23 protein-coding genes and 1 pseudogene are annotated in these 21,271 nt (G+C 74.8%); 8 read left to right on the forward strand and 16 right to left on the reverse strand.

The genetic code is table 11. The features are described 5' to 3' along the window. Window positions 1-8: 8 nt before the first annotated feature. The 3 genes from ACQPX6_RS10795 to ACQPX6_RS10805 are packed head-to-tail and all read left to right on the forward strand — an operon-like array spanning window position 9 to window position 3,202. Window positions 9-1,844 (forward strand): ribonuclease J, encoded by a 1,836-nt coding sequence (locus ACQPX6_RS10795; protein ID WP_433787297.1) that lies wholly within the window; start codon window positions 9-11, stop codon window positions 1,842-1,844. Then, window positions 1,845-2,417: a hypothetical protein gene (locus tag ACQPX6_RS10800; RefSeq protein ID WP_433787298.1), complete on the forward strand. Its 573-nt coding sequence runs from the start codon at window positions 1,845-1,847 to the stop codon at window positions 2,415-2,417. Next, on the forward strand, window positions 2,414-3,202 hold the full coding sequence (locus ACQPX6_RS10805) for a hypothetical protein (protein ID WP_433787299.1): 789 nt from the start codon (window positions 2,414-2,416) through the stop codon (window positions 3,200-3,202). The genes ACQPX6_RS10800 and ACQPX6_RS10805 overlap by 4 nt, the downstream gene beginning before the upstream one ends. 21 nt (window positions 3,203-3,223) lie before the next feature. Here ACQPX6_RS10805 and ACQPX6_RS10810 read toward each other — a convergent pair whose 3' ends face one another. The 12 genes from ACQPX6_RS10810 to ACQPX6_RS10865 form a co-directional block, all read right to left on the reverse strand. Continuing rightward, a complete protein-coding gene (locus ACQPX6_RS10810; protein WP_433787300.1) occupies window positions 3,224-3,502 on the reverse strand; it encodes a hypothetical protein in 279 nt (92 codons plus the stop codon). Window positions 3,503-3,556: 54 nt separating this feature from the next. Then, window positions 3,557-4,705: a sodium:calcium antiporter gene (locus ACQPX6_RS10815; protein WP_433787301.1), complete on the reverse strand. Its 1,149-nt coding sequence runs from the start codon at window positions 4,703-4,705 to the stop codon at window positions 3,557-3,559. Window positions 4,706-4,846: 141 nt separating this feature from the next. Beyond that, window positions 4,847-5,971 (reverse strand): pyrroloquinoline quinone biosynthesis protein PqqE, encoded by a 1,125-nt coding sequence (pqqE, locus tag ACQPX6_RS10820; RefSeq protein ID WP_433787302.1) that lies wholly within the window; start codon window positions 5,969-5,971, stop codon window positions 4,847-4,849. Beyond that, entirely contained in the window at window positions 5,964-6,260 is a 297-nt protein-coding gene (gene pqqD / locus ACQPX6_RS10825; protein ID WP_433787303.1) for a pyrroloquinoline quinone biosynthesis peptide chaperone PqqD, read from the reverse strand. Before pqqD ends, pqqE begins: the two co-directional genes overlap by 8 nt. Then, window positions 6,257-7,009 (reverse strand): pyrroloquinoline-quinone synthase PqqC, encoded by a 753-nt coding sequence (pqqC, locus tag ACQPX6_RS10830; RefSeq protein WP_433787304.1) that lies wholly within the window; start codon window positions 7,007-7,009, stop codon window positions 6,257-6,259. The genes pqqD and pqqC overlap by 4 nt, the downstream gene beginning before the upstream one ends. 7 nt (window positions 7,010-7,016) lie before the next feature. Next, window positions 7,017-7,913 carry a pyrroloquinoline quinone biosynthesis protein PqqB gene (gene pqqB, locus ACQPX6_RS10835; RefSeq protein ID WP_433787305.1) on the reverse strand — a complete coding sequence of 299 codons (897 nt, stop codon included), beginning with the start codon at window positions 7,911-7,913 and terminating at the stop codon, window positions 7,017-7,019. Between the two features lie 85 nt (window positions 7,914-7,998). After that, window positions 7,999-8,091 carry a pyrroloquinoline quinone precursor peptide PqqA gene (pqqA, locus tag ACQPX6_RS10840; RefSeq protein ID WP_116706252.1) on the reverse strand — a complete coding sequence of 31 codons (93 nt, stop codon included), beginning with the start codon at window positions 8,089-8,091 and terminating at the stop codon, window positions 7,999-8,001. 70 nt (window positions 8,092-8,161) lie between these two features. Next, a complete protein-coding gene (locus ACQPX6_RS10845; protein WP_433787306.1) occupies window positions 8,162-8,926 on the reverse strand; it encodes a ribonucleotide-diphosphate reductase subunit beta in 765 nt (254 codons plus the stop codon). 13 nt (window positions 8,927-8,939) lie between these two features. Then, on the reverse strand, window positions 8,940-9,155 hold the full coding sequence (rd, locus tag ACQPX6_RS10850) for a rubredoxin (protein ID WP_433787307.1): 216 nt from the start codon (window positions 9,153-9,155) through the stop codon (window positions 8,940-8,942). 96 nt (window positions 9,156-9,251) lie between these two features. Then, on the reverse strand, window positions 9,252-9,344 hold the full coding sequence (gene pqqA / locus ACQPX6_RS10855; protein WP_433787308.1) for a pyrroloquinoline quinone precursor peptide PqqA: 93 nt from the start codon (window positions 9,342-9,344) through the stop codon (window positions 9,252-9,254). Between the two features lie 48 nt (window positions 9,345-9,392). Continuing rightward, complete coding sequence (locus ACQPX6_RS10860; protein ID WP_433787309.1) at window positions 9,393-11,081, reverse strand: PQQ-dependent dehydrogenase, methanol/ethanol family; 1,689 nt, start codon at window positions 11,079-11,081, stop codon at window positions 9,393-9,395. 10 nt (window positions 11,082-11,091) lie between these two features. Next, a complete protein-coding gene (locus tag ACQPX6_RS10865) occupies window positions 11,092-11,553 on the reverse strand; it encodes an MSMEG_3727 family PQQ-associated protein (RefSeq protein ID WP_433787310.1) in 462 nt (153 codons plus the stop codon). 622 nt (window positions 11,554-12,175) lie between these two features. Here ACQPX6_RS10865 and ACQPX6_RS10870 point away from each other — a divergent pair. Together ACQPX6_RS10870 and ACQPX6_RS10875 are read left to right on the forward strand one after the other, a co-directional pair. Beyond that, window positions 12,176-12,934: a hypothetical protein gene (locus tag ACQPX6_RS10870; RefSeq protein WP_433787311.1), complete on the forward strand. Its 759-nt coding sequence runs from the start codon at window positions 12,176-12,178 to the stop codon at window positions 12,932-12,934. A 107-nt stretch (window positions 12,935-13,041) separates the two neighbouring features. Next, on the forward strand, window positions 13,042-15,771 hold the full coding sequence (locus tag ACQPX6_RS10875; RefSeq protein WP_433787312.1) for a DNA translocase FtsK: 2,730 nt from the start codon (window positions 13,042-13,044) through the stop codon (window positions 15,769-15,771). Here the strand turns inward: ACQPX6_RS10875 and ACQPX6_RS10880 are convergent, their stop codons facing one another. Continuing rightward, the gene (locus ACQPX6_RS10880; protein ID WP_433787313.1) at window positions 15,772-16,437 is read right to left on the reverse strand and encodes a response regulator; all 666 of its coding nucleotides are present in this window, start codon (window positions 16,435-16,437) and stop codon (window positions 15,772-15,774) included. Further along, window positions 16,434-17,591 carry a sensor histidine kinase gene (locus ACQPX6_RS10885; protein ID WP_433787314.1) on the reverse strand — a complete coding sequence of 386 codons (1,158 nt, stop codon included), beginning with the start codon at window positions 17,589-17,591 and terminating at the stop codon, window positions 16,434-16,436. The genes ACQPX6_RS10880 and ACQPX6_RS10885 overlap by 4 nt, the downstream gene beginning before the upstream one ends. A 169-nt stretch (window positions 17,592-17,760) precedes the next feature. On the opposite strand from ACQPX6_RS10885, the gene ACQPX6_RS10890 reads away from it, so the two are divergent. Next, window positions 17,761-18,306 carry a hypothetical protein gene (locus ACQPX6_RS10890; RefSeq protein WP_433787315.1) on the forward strand — a complete coding sequence of 182 codons (546 nt, stop codon included), beginning with the start codon at window positions 17,761-17,763 and terminating at the stop codon, window positions 18,304-18,306. Beyond that, complete coding sequence (locus ACQPX6_RS10895) at window positions 18,303-19,418, forward strand: alpha/beta-hydrolase family protein (protein WP_433787316.1); 1,116 nt, start codon at window positions 18,303-18,305, stop codon at window positions 19,416-19,418. The genes ACQPX6_RS10890 and ACQPX6_RS10895 overlap by 4 nt, the downstream gene beginning before the upstream one ends. Before the next feature lie 450 nt (window positions 19,419-19,868). Here the strand turns inward: ACQPX6_RS10895 and ACQPX6_RS10900 are convergent. Then, window positions 19,869-20,510, reverse strand: a pseudogene (locus tag ACQPX6_RS10900) (NAD-dependent epimerase/dehydratase family protein); the annotation flags it as partial. Between ACQPX6_RS10900 and ACQPX6_RS10905 the strand changes: the two are divergent. Continuing rightward, window positions 20,503-20,697, forward strand: a complete 195-nt coding sequence (locus tag ACQPX6_RS10905; RefSeq protein WP_433787317.1) for a response regulator transcription factor — start codon at window positions 20,503-20,505, stop codon at window positions 20,695-20,697. The pseudogene ACQPX6_RS10900 and the gene ACQPX6_RS10905 overlap by 8 nt on opposite strands. Here ACQPX6_RS10905 and ACQPX6_RS10910 read toward each other — a convergent pair. Beyond that, on the reverse strand, window positions 20,694-21,215 hold the full coding sequence (locus ACQPX6_RS10910) for an amino-acid N-acetyltransferase (protein ID WP_433787318.1): 522 nt from the start codon (window positions 21,213-21,215) through the stop codon (window positions 20,694-20,696). The two genes, ACQPX6_RS10905 and ACQPX6_RS10910, sit on opposite strands and share 4 nt — an antisense overlap. Between the last annotated feature and the right edge of the window lie 56 nt (window positions 21,216-21,271).

A 21,271-nucleotide genomic window follows, 5' to 3' on the forward strand; every position in this document is an offset into this window, starting at 1 on the left:
ACCAAGCGATGAGCCGCTCGACCGCCCGCCGCCCCGACCCGTCGCGCGGAGGCGGCGGCCCGGCGACCCCGTCGTCAGCACCGTCGACGCCGCCGGCACCCTCGGCGCCCTCCGGCAGCCCGGCCGTCGAGCACGAGTGCGCCCGCGGCTCCGGCGTCCCGACCGCGTCGGTGCCGGGCTCCGAGGGCACGCCGCCGCCGCTGCCCGAGGGGGCGCTGCGCGTCGTCGCGCTGGGCGGCATCGGCGAGATCGGCCGGAACATGACCGTGCTCGAGTACGGCGGCCGGCTGCTGATCGTCGACTGCGGCGTGCTGTTCCCGTCCGAGGACTCGCCCGGCGTCGACCTGATCCTGCCCGACTTCCGGGCCGTCGAGGACCGCCTCGACGACGTCGACGCCCTGGTGCTCACCCACGGGCACGAGGACCACATCGGCGCCGTGCCGTTCCTGCTGCGCCAGCGTCCGGACCTGCTGGTGGTCGGCTCGCGGTTCACGCTCGCGCTGGTGGCCGCCAAGTGCCGGGAGCACCGCCTCACGCCGCACCTGCTCGAGGTCCACGAGGGCCAGCGCGCCCACCACGGCTCGTTCGACTGCGAGTTCTTCGCGGTCAACCACTCGATCCCCGACGCGCTGGCCGTCGCCGTGCGCACGCCGGGCGGCACCGTGCTGCACACCGGCGACATCAAGCTCGACCAGCTGCCCCTCGACGGGCGCCTGACCGACCTGGCCGGCTTCTCGCGCCTCGGCGACGAGGGCGTCGACCTGCTGCTGGTCGACTCCACCAACGCCGAGGTCCCGGGCTTCGTCACCCCGGAGCGCGACATCGCCCCGGTGATCGACAACGTCTTCCGCGACGCCCCGACCCGGCTGATCGTCGCGTGCTTCGCCAGCCACGTGCACCGCGTCCAGCAGATTCTCGACGCCGCCGAGAAGCACGGCCGCAAGGTGTGCTTCACCGGCCGCTCGATGGTGCGCAACATGGGCATCGCGACCGACCTCGGCCTGCTGCGCGTGCCCGAGGGCCTGCTCGTCGACCTCGACGACGCCCTCTCGATGCCCGAGCGCGACGTCGTGCTCGTCTCGACGGGGTCGCAGGGCGAGCCGCTCTCGGCGCTCGGGCGCATGGCGCGCGGCGAGCACCGCCAGATCACGATCACCCCGGGCGACACCGTCGTCCTGCTCTCGAGCCTGATCCCCGGCAACGAGACCGCGGTGTTCGCGGTGATCAACGGGCTGACGCGGCTCGGTGCCGACGTCGTGCACTCCGGGGTCGCCAAGGTCCACGTCTCGGGCCACGCGAGCGCCGGCGAGCTGATGTTCCTCTACAACGCGCTGCGCCCGCGCAACGTCATGCCCGTGCACGGCGAGTGGCGCCACCTGCGCGCCAACGCCGAGATCGCGCGGCGCACCGGCGTGCAGAACGTGGTGATCGCCGAGGACGGGGTCGTCGTCGACGTCGTCGACAAGCACGCGTCGATCGTCGGCCGCGTCGAGGTCGGCCACGTCTACGTCGACGGCAACCAGGTCGGCGACGTCGGCGAGTCCACGCTCTCGGACCGTCTCGTGCTCGGCGAGGGCGGCTTCATCGCCATCACCGTCGCCGTCGAGGCGGCCACCGGCCGGGCGGTCGCGCCGCCGCGCATCTCCGGGCGGGGCTTCTCCGACGACCCCAAGGCGCTCGAGGACGTCGTCGCCCTGGTGGAGATGGAGCTCTCGCGCACCGAGGCCGAGGGCATCGTCGACACCCACCGCATCGCGCAGGCGGTCCGGCGGGTCGTCGGCAAGTGGGTCGGCGAGACCTACCGGCGCCGCCCGATGATCGTGCCGACGGTGCTGCCGGTCTAGGTGCACGCCGCCCGCCTCGTCACGACGGCGACGTCGCCGACCCTGCTGCTGGCGGTGCTCTACCCGGTGGTCGGCGCGTTGGCCGTCGGCCCGGCCGGGGTGGCGTGGTCGCTGGTGGGGATGCTGTTCACCGTGGTGATCCCGGCGTTCATCGTCGACCGTGGGGTGCGCGCCGGCCGCTACACCGACCACCACCTGCGCGAGCGCGAGCAGCGGGCGGTGCCGCTGGGCCTCGCGGCCCTGTCGGTGGCCACCGGGGTGGTGGTGCTGCTCGTGGCCGGCGCGCCGCGGGAGATCACGGCGCTGCAGGTCGCGGTGCTCGTCACCGTCGCGGTCGCCACGGCCATCACGCTGGTGTGGAAGGTCAGCTTCCACACCGCGGTGGTCGCAGCCGCCGCGTCGGTGCTCACCCTGCTCGGCGGCCCGTGGTGGGCGCTGAGCTGGCTGGCGGTGCCGGTGGTCGGCTGGGCCCGGATCGTGCTCCGCGCGCACACGTTCGCCCAGGTCGCGGCCGGGCTCGTCGTGGGCGCGGGCGTGACCACGGCCGTGCTCCTGCTGGCCGGCGTCCGGTGAGCCGCCCGCGGGTCGCGGTGCTCTGCGGGCTGCTCACGGCCGGACTCGTGGTCGCGGGGCTCGTGGGCGTGCTGCGCGCCGTGGGCGGCGAGGCGACGTTCTCCGGCGCCGCGCTGCTGGTGGGCGCCGGCGTGGTCGCGGGCGCCATCGGCGTCGCCTGCCTCCCGGCGCCGCGCGGGGTCGGGCCGCGCCTGGTCGACCTCGCCGCGGCCGGGGCGGGCACGCCGCGCTGGGCGCTCGTCGCCCGCCACGACGCCTGGCGCTCGTCGGCGGGCGGGCTGGGCGCGCTCGGCGTGGTGCTCTGGGCGGCGGGCACCACGCTCGACGGCGTGCGGTCGGGGTCGGCGGCGACGGTCGCCGAGGGTGCCGGCGGCGTCGTCGTGGTCGGCGCGGTCGCGGGCGTGCTGCTCGCCCGGAGCCTCGCGCACCGCTCGATGGCCCTGACGGCGGACGCCGTCGTCGTCCGGGCCGGTCGCGTGCGCCTCGAGATCCCGTGGGGGACCGTCCGGGCGGTGCGGTCACACGGCGTCGAGGACCCGACCGGGCGCCCACGGAGGATCGCACTCGACGTCGCGGGGCTGCGCCCGCCGTGGCCGGCGTCGCGGCTCCACGACCGGCTCGCCGGGGGCACGGCGGCCCGTCCCGGCGCGCCGCGGGTGCTCGTGCTCCCCACCGCCGGGCTCGACACCGACCCGGCCCTGCTGCTCGCGGCCCTCGACCACTACCTCGAGCTGCCCGCCGAGCGCGCCGCCATCCCCGACCACGACTGGTCGGACGCGTCCTGACCGGGGAGGCGGCGAGCCTGGTCAGTCGTCGTCGTCCCCGTCACCGTCGTCCCCGTCGGCGTCACCCTGCGGCGGGGCCGCCGGCTGCTCGACCTGCCCGCCGGGCGCGGGCTGGATCTGGCCGCCGGGCGCCGGGGCCACCTGCCCGGGCGCCGGGACGACCTGGCCCACCGGCGGTGTGGCGGGGGCGGCGTCATCGTCGTCGTCGTCACCGCCCTGCGGGAAGCTGAACACCAGCACCAGCCCGAGGACGGCAGCCGCGATCGCGAGCCCCGCCCCGACCCGGTCCTTCGTCAACACGGCGAGATCGCCCCCTGTGGTCAGGTCGGGTCGGGTCAGCGGGTCGAGCCGGGCTCAGTCGTCGACCGGGACCTCGCCGAAGGCCAGCAGGCTCACGGCGAAGTAGGCGACGTAGAGGCCGAGCAGGACGGCGCCGTGCCAGCGGCGCAGCCGCCCGGTGGCGAGGAAGATCGCGGCGAGCACCGTCATCACGAGCAGCACCGGCATGTGCCAGGACAGGACGTCGTCGTCGACGGTGATCGCCCCGCCGACGAGCAGGATGATCCCGAGCTTGCCGGTGGCCGAGAAGACGACGCTGCCGACGACGTTCGCGATGCCGATCTCCGGTGCGCCCCGGCGGGCGGGCTCCGCGGTGAGGAAGATGTCCTCGAGCGACAGGGCCAGCGTCGCGATCGTGACGCCGAAGACCGTGCCCTCGATGGCGAACTCGTCGATGATCCCCTCGGTACCCGCTCCGGCGACGACGGCGCCGACCACGAGCCCGATGAGCGCGAGCACGGCGAGGGCGATGCTGCCCCCGGCCGAGAGCTGCCGGGCCTTGAGGAAGCCCTGGTCGACGCGCAGGTCGTCCGGCAGGTCGAAGCTCCGGTGCCCGCCCGCGGTGCCGGTGCCGGTGCCGCCGCCGGCCGGTGCGTCCCCGCCCGCGCCGCCGCTGCCGTCCCCGCCGCCGCCGCCGCGGACCAGCGTCGCCGTGCCCGTGCCGCCGGCCCCGACCCCGGCCTTCTCGAGCTGCTCGTAGAGCTCGGCGTTGCGCCACACCGGGCGCCGCGCGGAGTACTCGCGGTAGGCCACCCAGCCGACGAACGCCACGAACAGCACGAGCAGGCCGACGCCGGCGAGGACCGTCAGCGCGCCCGTGAGCGCCAGCGCGTACATCACCACCGGCGCGGCCACGAACAGGACGAGGTAGCTCTTCGGCACGTCCACCGGGCTCGGCGCGATCAGCGCGGCGACGGCGAGCACGATCCCGGTCATCGCGATCGTGGTGCCGACGACCGTGCCGAGGGCGACCTCGCTGAGGTCCTCGAGGTTGAGCACGATGCCGAACGCGAGGTCGTCGAACTCGATGCCGGTGAAGACCACAGCGATGAGGAACAGGGAGATCGCCCACCGGCTCGCGACCCCGACCAGGTAGCCGATGAGCTTCTCGGCGCTGTACACCAGCACCGCGATGCCCAGTACGAACTCGATGATCGGGATCACGTATCCGCCCCCTCAGCTGCTTCACGACCGGGTGATCGCCCGTCGATGGTGATCGGGAACACGGCCGTGCGCAACGGGTTGACGATGGGCAGTGACGCGGTGTAGCTCGACGAAACCGCAGGTCATCGCCGACCCGAGGGCTCAGTCGGCGCGGTGGGGCCGGGACACCAGGGCCGGCATCGGCACGAGCACCGGCTCCCGGGCCGGGCCCGGAGAGGCGGGGGCGTCGGGGTCGTTCGCGGCGGCCACGGCCTCGTCGATGAGGTGGCGGTCGGGGGAGAGCACGCACACCGGGTCGGTGCGGTGCATGTCCCCGGTGAGCTGGAACGCCTGGCAGCGGCACCCGCCGAGGTCGACCTCGCGCCGGTCGCAGCTCGCGCACGGGTCGGGCATCCAGTCGGTGCCGCGGAACGCCGAGAACAGGGGCGACGACTCCCAGATCCACGCGAGGTCGTGCTCGCGCACGCTCGCCCGCGGCAGCGGGAGCTCGTGGGCGGCGAGGCACGGCCACGCGTCGCCCTCGGGCCCGACGACGAGCTGCCGGGAGCCCCAGCCGCCCATGCACGGCTTGGGGTACTGGCTGTAGTAGTCGGGGATGACGTAGATGACGTCGGTCTGCCCGCGCAGCCGCTCGCGGGCCGCGCGCGTGACGGTCTCCGCCCGCTCGAGCTGCTCGCGGCTCGGCAGGAGCGCGGCGCGGTTGGCCAGGGCCCAGCCGTAGTACTGGGTGTTGGCCAGCTCGACGCGGTCGGCCCCCAGCTCGGAGACCCAGCCGAGGATCGCCTCGATCCGGTCGATGTTCTGCCGGTGCAGCACGACGTTGAGCGTCAGCGGCCAGCCCAGCTCCTTGACCAGCCGGGCGGCCTCGATCTTCTTGTCGAACGACGAGATGCCGGCCAGGCGGTCGGAGAGCACGGCCTCGTCGGCCTGGATGCTGACCTGCACGTGGTCGAGCCCGGCCTCGCGCAGCGCCTCCGCGCGCGGTCGGGAGAGGCCGATCGCGCTGGTGACGAGGTTGGTGTACATCCCGAGGCCGCTCGCGTGGGCGACGAGGTCGACCACGTCGCGGCGCAGCAGCGGTTCGCCGCCCGAGAGGTGGCACTGGAGCACGCCCAGTTCGGCGGCCTGGTCGAGGACGCGGCGCCAGTCGTCGGTGCCCAGCTCGTCGGAGCGCTTGGTCAGCTCCAGCGGGTTCGAGCAGTACGAGCAGGCCAGGGGGCAGGCGTGGGTCAGCTCGGCCAGGATGCCGAGCGGTCCGTCAGTCATCGGGGTTCGTGGCATCGGAGATCTCCACCCAGCGTCGCGAGGCGAGGCGCGCGAGGAACTGCGTCACCTCGTCGTCGACGACGCGGTCGTAGCGGCGGCCGAGCTCGTCAACGATGTCGGCCACGCTGCGGTGGCCGTCGCACAGCTCGAGGATGTCGGCGCCAGTGGGGTTGAGCACGACGACGGTCTCGGGACCGAGCAGCACGTGCCGCCCGCGAGACCGGTCCTCGCGCATCTTGACGAACCGGGCGAGGTGCGGCCGCCCGGTGCGCGGAACGGTGCTGGTCACGCCGGGTACGCGCGATCGATCGCGTCCATCATGCTCCAGAGGACGTCGTTCTTGAACGCCAGCGCGGCGACGGCGGCGTCCTGCTGCTCGGCGGTCCGGCAGCGCTCCTCCACGATCTCCAACGCGTGCTCCGAGTCGCGCGGCGCCTGGTGCAGGCGGCGACGGAAGTAGTCCAGCCCGTCGCGGTCGATCCAGGTGTAGTGCTCCTCGAACGCCGCGAGGCGCTCGGCCATGAGGCCCGGCGCGAACAGCTCGGTGAGCGAGGACGCGACGGCCTCCACCCACGGGCGGGTCCGCGCGAAGGTCACGTAGGCCTCGACCGCGAAGCGCACGCCCGGCACGATGTGCCGCCCGTCCTCGATCTCGGCGCGCTCGAGCCCGCAGGCCTCGCCGAGCCGCAGCCAGGCCTCGATGCCGCCCTCGGTGGTGCCCGTCTCGGTCACGGTGCCGTCGTGGTCGGTGATGCGCCGGATCCAGCGCTGCCGGACCTCGCGGTCGGGGCAGTTGAGCAGGATCGCGGCGTCCTTGCGGGGGATCGCCTCCTGATAGCAGAAGCGGTTGGCCACCCAGCCCCGGATCTGCTCGGGGGAGAGCTCGCCGGCGTTCATGCGGACGTGGAAGTCGTGCTCGCTGTGGTACCGGTTCGCCTGGGACCGCAGGCGCTCGACGAGGGCCTCGGGGCCGACGGCCGTGCCGGCGCCGTTGCCCGTGCCGTTCGCCGGACGCGTCCCGCTGACTGTGCTGGTCATGCGCTCCTCAGACCTCCACCTCGAGCCCGTCGACGCCGATCTCCACCCCGAGGGCGGTGACGGCGGCGTGCTCGGGGGAGTCCTCGAGCAGCATCGGGTTCGTGTTGTTGATGTGCACGTAGATCCGGCGCTCGGCCCGCAGGCCGGACAGCACCGCGAGGCTCCCGTCGGGGCCGTCGACGGCCAGGTGGCCCATGTCGCGGGCGGTCTTGGACGCGAGGCCGAGGCGGATCATCTCGTCGTCGGTCCACGTGGTGCCGTCGACGAGCACGACGTCGGCGCCCGCGAGCTCCTCGTGGACCGCGGGCGTGACCTCCTGGACGCCGGGCAGGTAGACCGCGCTGCGGCCGGTCGCGGTGTCGGTGAGCCGGTAGCCGACCACGCGGCCCTCGTCCTCCACCCCGCCCCCGAACCGCGCCTTCTTCACGGTCGGCACGTCGAACGCGCGGTAGCTCAGCCGCTCGCCGAGGGCGACCGTCTCGCCGGGCACCACCCGGTGGCGCTCCACCTGCGTGTAGCGCTCCAGCGTGGGCAGGAACCCGGTGCCGTCGGTCAGCGTGGCGAACGAGGCGTCGGTGGCGTGCAGCGTGACGCCCGGGCCCTCGCGCAGCAGGAGCAGGCCCATCGTGTGGTCGAGCTCGGCGTCGGTGAGCAGCACCGCGGCGATCGGGCTGTCCCTCCCGGACCGCGGCCAGAGGTCGCGGCAGGCGTCGATCTGCGCCCGCAGGTCGGGGGAGGCGTTGAGGAGGAACCACGTCGTCCGGTCGGCGCTGACGGCCACGGACGACTGCGTGCGCGGGGTGGCCGGCCGGGAGCCGTCACGGACGGCGCGGCAGCCCGGGCACCCGCAGTTCCACTGGGGGAAGCCACCGCCCGCGCCGGCGCCGAGCACCCGCAGCCACATCGCGTGGACCTCCCTGGTGGATCCTGGTGGCCGAACGAGCGCGAGGGGCGCCGGGATGACCCCGAGCGCCCCTCGCGGTCACTCGTCAGTCGTCGAGCTGGGCGACGTACATGGTCACCTCGGGGGCGACACCGAACTCCTCGAACTCCGGGGTCTCCCAGATGGACAGCGACTCCATTGTTGCCACCTCCTCTCGTCGATTCGATCAACCTACCCGCTGCGCGATGTCCGCATCAGCGGGAACGGGATCACCAGAACTTGATCCCGACGGACTTGAGCCGACGCCCGTGGAGGTGCTCCACCTTCGCGATGTCGTCGGCCGAGATGAGGTCGCCCCACGCCTGGGCCGCCTTGACGCCCTCGGTGAGCAGTTCCTGGATCTGCTCGTCGACGACGTCGGCGCTCTGGATCACGCGGGACCCGAAACCGATGTGCCAGCGCTCGTCGCGCAGCACCAGCTCCATTCCCTTGTGCGTGCCGGGCATGGAGACCGAGCAGCCCTTGAGCGTCTCGAGCAGCGCGTGCTGGCCCGCCGTGAGCACCACGCCCTCGAGGATCATGTGGTAGAGCCCGACACCGGCGGTGAGCTGGTCGTGGTCGGCGGCGACCTCGGAAGCCATCGCGGGCAGACGCTCCTCGAACAGCTCGACGAGGTCCGGGCTCACGCGGTCGCGCAGGGCGTCGACGCGCTGGGTCATGTTGTCGCCGGGGACGCCGGCCACGTCCCGCACCACCCGGTCGAAGAAGCGGGCGTGGCGGGCCTCGTCGCGGGCCTGGGCCTGGAGGACGTCCGCCATGCGGTCGTCGGTGGTGGCCGCGGCGTGGAACGACGTGAGGTGGGTGGCGACGGACGTCTCGCCGATGCAGAACCCGGCGAGCAGCCCGAGGACCTGGTCGTGCTCCTCCTGCTCGAGCTTCGGCCAGGACTCGATGTCGGCGGTCAGGTCGATCGTGGTCTCGTCCCACTGCAGCGATTCCGCGAGCTGGACGAAGTGGCCGTACCCGGTGATCATTCTTGCTGCAACCTCACATCTCCGGGAACTCACCCGGTTCCAACGCCCGGAAGTCCGACTTCTCGGCTCCGCAGATCGGGCACATCCAGTCGTCCGGGATGTCCTCGAAGGGGGTGCCCGGCGGGATGCCGCTGTCGGGATCGCCCTCCTCGGGATCATAGATGAACCCACACATTTCGCAGAGCCAGCGCACGGCCTCGGGGGGCGCCTCTGTCTGCTCGACGGGCATGCGATCTCCTGCAGGATCTCCGGGGGCCGGGGAGCGGGACCGCGAAGGGGCGCCGGACGGTGACCGTCCGGCGCCCCCTCGCGAACGTGCTGTCGGTCAGTCGTCCATCTGGGCGACGTACATCGTCACCTCAGGGGCGACACCGATCTCCTCGAACGCGGGCGTCTCCCACTCGATACGGGTGTCCATGCGACACCTCCTTCCTGCCGGTCCTCCGGCGTGGGTCTGTGGGGGGTCTTACTCGGGCAGGGCGAAGCAGAACAGCGCGTCACCGGCGGACGCACCGAGCAGGCCGGGCAGGAAGCCCTCGACCCAGCCGCCCCAGCCGGTCGGCACGGCGACGTACTGACGGCCGTCGACCGAGAAGGTCGAAGGGCTGCTGTGGTGCCCGCTGCCGCACTGGAACGACCAGAGCTTCTCGCCGGTGTCGGCGTCCAGGGCGACGAGCTCACCCGTGGGCGTGCCCTGGAACACGAGTCCGCCCGCCGTGGTCAGCGTCGACGCGCACATCGGGTACTCGCTGTTCCAGCGCCACTTCTCCTCGCCCGTGAGCGGGTCGATGGCGGCCACGAAGCCGTAGTGGTCGTCGAGGTCGACGGCCACACCGGCGCCCCAGTAGGGGATGCTCTCCCGGAACTCGCGGCGCCGGCGGGTCGCCGTCGCCCCGACCTCCTGGACGGGCACGTAGATCAGCCCGGTCGCGGGGTTGTAGGACATGTGCGTCCATTCCTTGCCCCCGGCCGGCCCCGGCCAGAAGTGCACGGGGACGCCTTCCTCGTCCGGGTACACCTTCGGCGTGACCTTGCCGTCGGGCGTGATCTCGCCCCACGTGATGCGGTCGACGAAGGGGAAGACCCGGACCAGCTCGCCGTTGGTGCGGTCGAGCACGAAGAAGTAGCCGTTCTTGTCCGCGTGGGCGAGCAGCTTGCGCCCGTCCGGACCCTCGAACAGCAGGTTCTCCATCGTGGAGTCGTAGTCCCACAGGTCGTGCGGCGTGAACTGGTAGTGCCACTGGATCGTGCCGGTGTTCACGTCCACCGCGACGACGCTGTCGGTGTAGAGGTTGTCGCCCGGGCGGACGTCGCCGTCGAAGTCGGGCGCCGGGTTGCCGGTGCCCTGGAACAGCAGCTCGAGCTCCGGGTCGTACGTAGCGGTGACCCAGCAGTTCGCGCCGCCGCGCTGCCACGCCTCGCCGGCCTCGTCGCCCCAGGTCTCCGAGCCGGGCTCGCCCGGCTTCGGCACCGTGTAGCAGCGCCAGCGGCGCTCGCCGGTCTCGGCGTCGAACGCGTCCATGTGGCCGCGGAGGCCGAACTCGCCGCCGGCGCTGCCGACGACGACCATGTCCTTGACGAGCAGGGGCGCGACCGATCCGCTCTCGCCGGCGCGCACGTCACCGTTGACCGTGTCGAACACCAGCTCGCCGGACTGCGCGTCCAGGGCGATGAGGTGCGCGTTGAGCGTGTACAGGTACACCTTGCCGTGGCCCACGGCCACGCCGCGGTTGACGTTGCCGCAGCACAGCGAGACGTCGAACGGGGAGGCGTGCTTGTAGCGCCACAGCTCCTCGCCGGTGGTCGGGTCGATCGCCCAGACCTTGCCGTCGGGGCCGGACACGAACATGACGCCGTCGACCACGAGCGGGGAGGCCTCGAACGAGTAGGTCGAGGCGCCCGAGTGCATACCGGTCGAGCCGGCCTGGAACACCCACGCCGGCGAGAGGCGCTTGACGGTGTCCTTGTTGATCTGGTCCAGCGCGCTGTGGCGCTGGCCGTCGTAGGTGCCGTAGTAGGTCATCCAGTTCTCGGGCTCCGAGCGCGCGTTCTGGATGCGCTCGTAGTCCACGTTCCGGATGGCCGGGGCCTGGCCCTTGACGTTGCTGAGGGTCCGGAAGGCGACGGCCTCGCCGGCGTCGACGTAGTCGGTCATGTCTGCTCCCTTACGGACGCGGCTGCGGGGGACGGTCGATCTTGGCCGAGTCGGGTACCTCGCCACCGAAGACGAGGGCGGCGGTCAGGCCGCGCCCCTCGTCGTTGCCGGTCGTCGACCCGTACCAGTAGGTGCCGGGTCCGCCCAGGCTCAGGCGGGCGGTGCCCTTGGAGTGGTTCACCAGCCAGATGATCTTCGGGTCCCCGTTGTGCGGCAGCACCGCGCAGTGGGTGTTCTTGTCATCGTTGATGAGCGTCAGCTCGACCTCGCCGCCGTGGGGGAAGACCACGATGCTCGGGTCGAAGACCAGCTCGTCCTCCGGGATGCGGATCGTGGCACGCATGATGCCGTCGTCCCCCACCTCGGCGTGACCGACGTTCCCGGTGCCGAGCATCCGGCCCAGCGCGGTCCGGTTCTGCCCGTCCAGGCCCGCGGCGTGGAGCTGATCAGCTCGATCGTCTGTGGACGTCATCCGACGTACCTCCTCATGGTGTCCTTCCTGCCCGCGGCGGCGTGCCGCCCCGGAGTCGTGTCCGCCGACCGCACGCCGGCACCGGGCGCAGGCCCGTCGCCGGTCGGGGCGCGTCGGCGGTCGTCGAGCCAGGGGCGTGACGGGGTGCTCCCATGCGCTCCTCCTGGCCGTGTGTCGTCGAGGGACACGGCGGCTCCGCGCAGGGGTGCCGCCACGGGTCTCTCGACCGTCGGGCCGACGATGTCGGCCGCTGGGCGGCAGGACACACGGTTCTCGACGTTGACCGGCCGTCATCGGCCGTCGAACGGTGTGTGCTGAGCCACAGGGGACCCTAGGGAGCCGATCGGACCGCGGCAAGGGGCCGGACGGGGTCGGCGTGGGTCGATCTCGCCGGTCACCCGTCCGTCACCCATCTCGCCTGCAGGAACCACGCAGAGTGATCGTCGAGATCGTGTGCCGGTCTCCGGAAAGGGCGGCGGGGACCCGGTGTGCGCGGCACCCCTGCCCGACAGGCCAGGTTCCGGCCGACGAGGTGTCCTGGATCACGAGGGCGTGGTTATGGTCCGGGTGGGCGAGGCCGCTGACGGGGTGCGGCCCCCGCCCGGTGGGAGGTCGATCGGGGTTGGGCAGGTTCGGATCGGCCGAGGCGCTCGCGTGGCTCGCCACGGTCGGTACCCATGCGGACAGCGTCGAGCTCAAGGCGCTGCTCGCGCCGCCGGCGGGTGCGGCGGCCGAGGCGCTGACGGGCCGGCGCGCGCCGACCTGGAGCGTGCGCCAGACCTACCTGCTCGACACGGAGGTCCTGGATCTGCTCCGCGCCGGCGTGGAGGTCCGCCTGCGTCGTCGCGCCCGGGGTCGCTTCGACCTCGCGGTGTCGGCGCGGCGCGCGGGCACCGTCCGGGAGCAGTTCGTCCCCCGGGGCGCGCGCGTCGAGTACGACGTCGTCCCCGGCGGCGTGTGGCAGGACATCGAGGTGCGCCGCGAGATCGACGCCGCGCTGGCCGCGGCGGTGATCGCCGGCTCGGCGAAGGCGCGGGACCTGCTCTCGGCCACCCAGTGCTCCTGGGCGTGCGGCGGCGGGAGCGAGCCCGTGGACGACGCCCGGCTCAGCGAGCTGGCGGTGCACGGGCCGCTGGTGGTCCGCCGGGTCAAGATCGGTGCGGCGGCCCCGGGCCTGCGGCGCGCCGACCTCGAGCACTTCCGCTTCCCCAGCGGGCGCGAGCTGGTCGAGCTCTCGACGCGCTGCGAGCCGCCGGAGGTGGCGGCCACCGTGGCGGGCTTCGAGCAGCTGCTCGCGGAGCGCGACGTCGTGGTCGCGCCGCAGTACTGCACGAAGACCGCGGTGTGGCACGACGAGCTGGCCGGACGCGGGCGGGGCTGAGGGCAGCGCTGAGGGCAGCGCTGAGCACACCGCGGCGGCAGGAGACACCCTGTCGGGGACGCGTGTGGCTACCGGGGCGCGTGGGGCGTCAGGGCTACCGTGACCCCATGGCCGGGCGGACCGAGACACCAGACAAGCGCGCGTCGCGCAGCCGCCCGATCACGGGTGGCCGGACGCCGCGCTCCCGGGCGGCCGCGTCCGAGACCACGACCCGGTCGCCCCAGCAGCGGCGCCCGGCGAAGGGACGCTCCGGCGGCCGGAGGACGGCCGGCCGCGCGCCGGCGCGCCGCAGCGGGCCGGGCCCGATCGTCCGGGCGCTGCGCGGCGGCTGGGTGCTCACCGCGCGGGGCCTCGGCTCGCTGGTCCGCACCCTCGGGCGCGCCCGCGACGTCGACGCCGCCCACCGCCGCGACGGCGTGGCGCTGGCGCTCGTCGTGCTCGCGGTGCTCACCGCGGCCGGGGTGTGGTGGGGCGCGGGCGGCCCCGTCGGCACCGGCCTCGACGTCGGCCTGCGCACGCTGATCGGGGCGGCCGCGCTGGTCCTGCCCGTGGTGCTGGTCGGCGTCGCGGTGATCCTCCTGCGCACCGACCCGGTGCCCGAGACCCGCCCGCGCTCGGTGGTCGGCGGCCTGCTGCTCGGCCTCGCCGTCCTCGCCGTCTGGCACCTCGTCGTGGGTGGGCCCCGCGACCTCGACGCCCGCCGCGCCGGCGGGGGCGTGCTCGGCGCGGTCGTCGCCGACCCACTGGCGCGCGGGGTCACCACCTGGATCGCCGGCATCGTGCTCGTCCTGGTCGGGCTCTACGGGCTGCTCGTGCTGACCGGCACCCCGGTGCGCGAGGTCGGCGTGCGGCTGCGCGCCCTGGTCACCGGCGAGCACCCCGACGACGAGTGGGGCGGGCCGGAGGACGTCGACTACGACGGGGAGCGCGCTCCCGAGGACGACGACCCCGACGGCACGGCCCCGACCACCGCCATCCCGCGCGGCCGCGGCCGGCGCAAGGCCGACGCCACCGACGGCACCGACGCGACCGACGCCGAGGCCGACGCCGCCGCCCACCCGGCGCGCCACCGCGAGCGCGGCGCCGCGGCCGTGCCCGACCTGACCACCCCGCCCGAGGGGTGGCCGGTCACCCCGCCCGCCGCGCCGGCCGCACCGCCCGCGGCCGCGCCGGCCGCCCGCGCCCGGAAGGCCGCCGCGCCGCCGGCGCCGCCCGTCGCGGCGCCCGAGGAGACCGAGACCGACCCGCACGCCGCGACGTCGTTCAGCTCCCACCGGGAGATCGACGTCGAGACCGATTACCACCTGCCGCCGACCGACCTGCTGACCCCCGGGGACCCGCCGAAGGCCCGCAGCGCCGCGAACGACGCGATGATCGAGGCGATCACCGGCGTCCTCGAGCAGTTCAAGGTCGACGCCCAGGTCACCGGCTTCACCCGCGGCCCGACGGTCACGCGCTACGAGGTCGAGCTCGGCCACGGCGTGAAGGTCGAGAAGATCACCGCGCTGCACCGCAACCTCGCCTACGCGGCGGCGACCGACCGCGTGCTGCTGCTCGCGCCGATCCCCGGCAAGTCGGCGGTGGGCATCGAGGTGCCCAACACCGACCGCGAGATGGTGCGCCTCGCCGACGTCCTGAACTCGACGACCGCGCGCGCCGAGACCCACCCCATGGTCATCGGGCTGGGCAAGGACATCGAGGGCCGGATGGTCACGGCCAACCTCGCGAAGATGCCCCACCTGCTGGTCGCGGGCTCCACCGGCTCCGGCAAGTCGAGCTTCGTCAACTCGATGCTGGTCTCGCTGCTGACCCGGGCCACGCCGGACGAGGTCCGGATGATCCTCATCGACCCGAAGATGGTCGAGCTGACGCCCTACGAGGGCATCCCGCACCTCATCACGCCGATCATCACCTCGCCGAAGAAGGCGGCCACGGCGCTGGCCTGGCTGGTCGAGGAGATGGAGCAGCGCTATGCGGACATGCAGGCCAACCGCGTGCGCCACATCGACGACTTCAACCGGAAGGTGCGCTCGGGGGAGATCACCGCGCCGCTCGGCAGCGAGCGCGTCTACCGCCCGTACCCGTACATCCTCGCGATCGTCGACGAGCTCGCCGACCTCATGATGACCGCCCCCCGCGACGTCGAGGACGCCATCGTCCGCATCACCCAGAAGGCCCGGGCCGCCGGCATCCACCTGGTGCTCGCGACCCAGCGCCCGTCGGTCGACGTCGTCACCGGCCTCATCAAGACCAACGTGCCGTCGCGGCTCGCGTTCGCCACCAGCTCGCTCACCGACAGCCGCGTCATCCTCGACCAGCCCGGCGCCGAGAAGCTCATCGGCATGGGCGACGCGCTCTTCCTGCCCATGGGCGCGGGCAAGACCAACCGCCTGCAGGGCGCCTACATCGCCGACGAGGAGATCTCGGCGGTCGTCGAGCACTGCAAGGAGCAGGCCGAGCCCGACTACGACGACACGGTCACCACCGAGGCCGCCGCCGAGAAGAAGGAGATCGACGCCGACATCGGCGACGACCTCGAGCTGCTGGTCGCCGCGGCCGAGCTCATCGTCACCAGCCAGTTCGGGTCGACGTCGATGCTGCAGCGCAAGCTGCGCGTCGGGTTCGCGAAGGCCGGCCGGCTCATGGACCTGCTCGAGAGCCGGGGCGTCGTCGGCCCGTCGGAGGGCTCGAAGGCCCGCGACGTGCTGTTCAAGCCCGACGAGCTGGCCCACCTGCTCGCGTCGCTGCGGGGCGAGCCGGCGCCCGCACCGGCCGCGGACCCGGACTCGCCCGTGCCGCCGCCGACCGACAGCGCGAGCGCGGACGAGCCGGCCTGATCAGGGGTCGGTGCGGGCCGCCGTGACCAGCCCCGTCTCGTAGGCGAGGACGACCGCCTGGACGCGGTCGCGCAGGTCGAGCTTGGCCAGGATGTGCCCGACGTGGGTCTTCACGGTCTGCTCGGCGAGCACGAGGTGCCCGGCGATCTCGGTGTTGGACAGGCCGCGGGCCACGAGCACCAGCACCTCGCGCTCGCGGGCGGTGAGCACGTCGACCCGGCGGGACACGGCGCGGGCGGGCACCGAGCGCGTGGCGAACTCGGCGATGAGCCGCCGCGTGACCGACGGCGCGAGCAGGGCCTCGCCGCCGGCGACGACGTGCACCGCGCGCACGAGCTCCTCGGCCGGCGCGTCCTTGAGCAGGAAGCCGCTGGCCCCGGCGCGCAGGGCCTCGTAGACGTAGTCGTCGACGTCGAACGTGGTCAGCATCAGCACCCGGACACCCGCGTCGCGGGCGAGGATGCGCCGGGCGGCGGCGAGCCCGTCGAGCCGCGGCATCCGCACGTCCATGAGCACCACGTCCGGGCCCAGCCGCGCGGCGGCGGCGACCGCCTCCTCGCCGTCGGCGGCCTGCCCGACGACCTCGATCCCGGGCTGGGCGGCCAGCAGCGCCCCGAAGCCCTCCCGGACCATGGCCTGGTCGTCGACGACGAGCACCCGCGTCACGCGGGCACACCCGCCGCCCGCCCGGCCGGCAGGCGGGCCTCCACGACGAAGCCGCCGGTGCCGTCGGGGCCGTCGGGCCCGGCGGTCAGCTCGCCGCCCACGGCCGCCGCGCGGTCGCGCATGCCCGGCAGCCCCAGGCCCGAGCCGGGGCCTGCGGCGTCGCGGCCGGGCCCGTTGGCGACGCGGACGTGCACGGCGTCGCCGGCGTGGTCGAGCGCCACGGTCACCGGGGCGCCCGCCGCGTGCCGCGAGGCGTTGGCCAGCGCCTCGGCGAGGATCCGGTACAGCGACACCGCCGTCGCCGGGCCGACGGGGCCCTCGCCGGTGCGGGTCACGGCGAGGTCGACGCCCGCCGCGGCGGTGGCGGCGAGGAGGCCGTCCACGTCGGCCGCGGTCGGCTGGGGCGCGAGCGCGGCGTCCGGGCGGTCGTCGGCGCGCAGGACGTCGAGCACCCCGCGCAGCTCGGTCAGCGCCTGGCGCGCGGCGTCGCCGATCGCGGCGAACTCGCCGGCGGCGGTCTCGCCGACCTCCGGCAGCCGGTAGCGGGCGGTCTCGGCGCGCACCGCCACCATCGACATGGCGTGCGCGACCACGTCGTGCAGGTCGCGGGCGACCCGCGCCCGCTCCTGCAGCACGGCGCGGCGCGACTCCTCGTCGGCGCGCCGCTCCTCGACCACGGCGATCTCGCGCCGCTGGGCGAGCACGCGGCGCACCAGCGAGGCCACCGCGAGCAGCACCAGGGTCCAGAAGAACGCGAGCGCCACGCCCTCCGTGGACCGCGTGGCGGCCGCGACCACGAGCGCCGGGCTCACCGCCGCCACGGCCACCGCCCACGGCGCGCAGCGCAGCGCCACGAGCGCGGTGAGGCCGCCGAGGACCACGAGGTACACGGCCTGGACGCCGAGCGCGTGCCCCGGCGCGGGCCCGACGACCAGCGCCACGAGGACGCCGCCGAGGGCCGAGGCCGCCCAGGCGCGCAGCGGGTGCTCGGGGGCGACGAGCACGGGCAGGCACGCGACGAGGGCGACGGGCAGGGCCGTCGCGGGGCTGACGGCCAGCTCGGCGAGCGACGTCGGCCAGGCGATCGCGAGCAGGACGCCGGCCAGGGCGATCCGCCCCGTCAGCGACCACCGGGTCGTCGCGCGCGCAGCCATGGCACCGGAGGTTAGGAGCCGGTGGGCCCCGTGTCGTCACTCCACGGTCCCGGGTGGGGCCTCCCCCCGGGGTACGACGCGGGGCCCGCGGCACCTCCCGGGGTGCGCGACGACGACGGCTCCGCGGCACGACGCCCGGCGACGCCCCCGGCCGCGAGCGTTCCGGCCCGTGACCAGCACCGACGGGCGCCGCCGCGTCCTCGCCGCCCTGACGGGCACCGTCGCCGCGATCCTGCTGCTCAGCGGGGCCGGGCGGCCCACCGTCGCCCAGCACGGCCCCGAGGACCCGGGGTCGGCCCGCGCGGTCGCGGAACTCACCGGCCCCGACCGGGCCGAGGCGACCCTGCCCGCCACGTTCCTCGCCCGGCACCGGGTCGCGCGGGTCGGCGGCAGGCTCCTCGACCCGGCGGGGTCGTGCTCGTCGCCGGTCCCGCTGCCGCCGGCGTTCGACGACGCGTGCCGGGCGCACGACCTCGGCTACGACCTGCTGCGCCACGCCGCCGCCCGCGGCGGGACCCTCGGGCCCTGGGCGCGCGCGGCCCTCGACCGCCGGCTGGCCGACGACCTCGTCGCCGCGTGCGACGCCGGGGCACACCCCGGGCCCTGCCGGGTCCTGGCCGGTGTCGCCGACCTCGCGGTCGCCGCCAACTCGTGGCGGCAGGGCTGGAGCGTCCCGGTGGTCGAGCACGGCCCGTTCGCACGGGAGGCGGCGTGAGCGGGCGCCCGGTGCCCGCCGCGCTGCTGCTGGCGGTGTCCACCGCCCCGCCCGTGCTGCCGCGGGGCCTGGTCACCCAGCTCGCCGAGTCGATGGTGCTCGCGGGCCTGGGCTGGTGGGCGGGCCGGGCGTGGCGGGGTGCGCCGCCGGGGCCGGTGCTGGTCGTCGCCACGGCCGCGTGGGTGGCGGTGACGCTCGGGGGGCAGGACGCCCACCGCGTCGCGCTGGGCATGCCGCCCGTGGGCTGGGTGCCGATGGTGGTGGCCGCGACGGTGATCGTCCTGGTGGCCGGTCGGGGCGGGCGCGGCCGGCGTGTGGTCACCGCCGGGGGCGTGGTGCTCGCGCTGGCGGTGACCGCGGCGGTGGTGCCCGCCGGGGCCTCGCCGCCGTCCCGGCCGTCCCCTCCTGCCGAGGTCGTGACGCCCGCCGTGCGCCCCGTGCACGTCGCCGCCGGACTCGGCCCGGGGACGCCGGCGGGGCGGGCCGACGCCGCGGTGCGCGCGCTCGCGGCGTTCGGCGGCCTCGCGCGGCGGACCCTCGTGGTCGTGGTGCCGACGGGCTCGGGCTGGGTCGACCCCGCGTCGCTCGCCTCGCTCGAGGCGGCCACCGGGGGCGACGTGGCGACGGTGGCGCTGGCCTACGACGACGCTCCCAGCTGGGTGTCGTACCTGACCGCCCGCGACGAGGCCGTCGCCACGACCGGGGCCCTGCTGGCGGCGGTCGCCCGGGCACGCCCGCCCGGGTCACGGGTGCTGCTCCACGGCGAGAGCCTGGGCGCGCTCGCCGGCGCGCAGGCGTGGGCGCGGCACCCCGACCAGGCCGACGGCGCGTTCTGGGTCGGGCCGCCGGCGGACACCCCGACCGCGCCGGTCGCGGCCGACGGGCCGGTCGAGGTGCTCGCGCACCCGACCGACCCGGCCGCGATCTGGTCACCGCGCCTGCTCGTCGCGCCGCCGGACCGCCCCGTGCCGGTGCCGTGGCTGCCGGTGGTCTCGTTCGTGCAGACGTCGGTCGACCTGCTCGGCGCCGTCGGCGCGCCGGCGGGGGTCGGGCACCACTACGGCGCCGAGCAACAGCCCGGCTGGGCGCGCCTGCTGGCGGCCACCGGGTGAGGTCAGCGCACCGTGTCCCGCCACGCCCCGAGGCCCGTGAAGCGGGGCCGCCAGCCCAGCTCCTCCTTGGCGCGGGTGGTGTCCATGATCGCTGGGTAGGTCGTCGCCGCGACCCACTGCAGCGGCAGGGGCAGGGGCAGCGTCATCGCCGCGCGCGAGGGCACCTCGGCCACCTCGGCGGGCAGCTCCAGCACGCGGGGCCCCGAGCTCGCGCGCGAGCTGGGCGAGGGTCACCACGCCGTCGCCGGCGACGTTGTAGGGCCCGGGCGGGCCGTCGCCGAGCGCGCACCGCAGCAGCGCCGCGCCGACGTCGTCGTGGTGGACGAGCTGGAGCGGGAAGGCCGGCACGGCCAGCGGCAGCCCCAGGCGGGCGTACGTCGTGGCCGCGGCGACCAGGCGGCGGCCGAGGGCGGCGAGCGGGCCGGGCAGGGGCAGCTTGGCGCCCTCGAGGTCGGGCCCGACGACCCCGCTCGGGCGGACCACGTGCACCTCGACCTCGGGGTGGTGCGCGGACTCCTCGGCCAGCAGCTGCTCGCTGCGCGCCTTGTCGCGGGCGTAGAAGAACGGGTCGTCGACGCCGAGCGGGTGGCTCTCGGGGATGCCGATCGGGTTGCGGTCGGAGAAGCCGTAGGCGGCCAGGGACGAGGCGTAGACGAACCGGCGCGCGCCGGCGGCGACCGCGGCGCGGAAGGCGCCGCGGGCGCCCTCGGCGTTCACGGTGTGCACCGAGCCGGGGTTGATGGTGCCGGTGATGTCGTACGCGAGGTGCACGACGACGTCGGCGCCGCGGAACGCCGTCGCGAGGCTGTCGGGGTCGCGGACGTCACCGCGGCGGTGCTCAGCGCGGCGGTCGACGCCGGAGCCGCTGTCGGGGTGCCGGGACACCCCGACGACGCCGTCGACGCGGGCGTCGTCGACCAGCAGCGGCACCAGGCCGCTGCCGACGGTGCCGGTCGCGCCGGTGACGGCGACGGTGACGCGGGACGCCTCGCGGTCGGGACGGTCGGTGGGGCGGTCGGCGTGCAGGACGGTGGTCTGTTCGGACACCGGGTCGGTTACCCGCGCGTCCTGGCACGATGCGCGCGTGGGCATCCGGGTGCTGCTGGTGGACGACCAGCCGATCGTCCGGACCGGTTTCCGCACGGTGCTCAGCGCCACCGGCGGGTTCGACGTGGTGGGGGAGGCGGGCGACGGCCCGGCCGGGTTGGTGTGGCCGGGCGTGATCGCCCACGCCGTCAACAACGCGCTGGTCTTCGGCCTCGCCGCGGCCCTGCTCTAGAGGTCCAGCAGCATGCGGGTGTTGCCGAGCGTGTTCGGCTTCACGTACGCGAGGTCGAGGAACTCCGCGACGCCCTCGTCGGCCGACTGCATCATCTCGGCGTAGACCTCGGGCGTCACCGGCGAGCCCTCGATCTCGCGGAAGCCGTGCCGGGTGAAGAACGACACCTCGAACGTCAGCACGAAGACGCTGCGCAGGCCCAGCGCGCGGGCCTGGGCGAGCAGCTCGTGCACGAGGCCGTGCCCGACGCCCGCGCCCCGCATCCGGGGGTCGACGGCGATCGTGCGGATCTCGGCGAGGTCCTCCCACAGCACGTGGAGGGCCCCGCAGCCCACGACGTCGCGCCCGCGCACCGCGACCCGGAACTCCTGGACGGTCTCGTACAGGGTCACCAGGGGCTTGCGCAGCAGGATGTTGTCGTCGGCGAACGAGTCGACCAGGGACTTGATGCCGCGGACGTCCGCCGTCCGCGCACGCCGCAGCAGCACGGGCGCCGCGGTCTCGGGCGCGTAGCTCACGGGAGGCTGCACCGGACGCTCACGGGAGCGGAGGGTAGGCCAGGCCCCGGGCGATA

Origin of the sequence: Actinomycetospora sp. CA-101289 (assembly GCF_050955895.1) — a bacterium.
Classification (GTDB): domain Bacteria; phylum Actinomycetota; class Actinomycetes; order Mycobacteriales; family Pseudonocardiaceae; genus Actinomycetospora.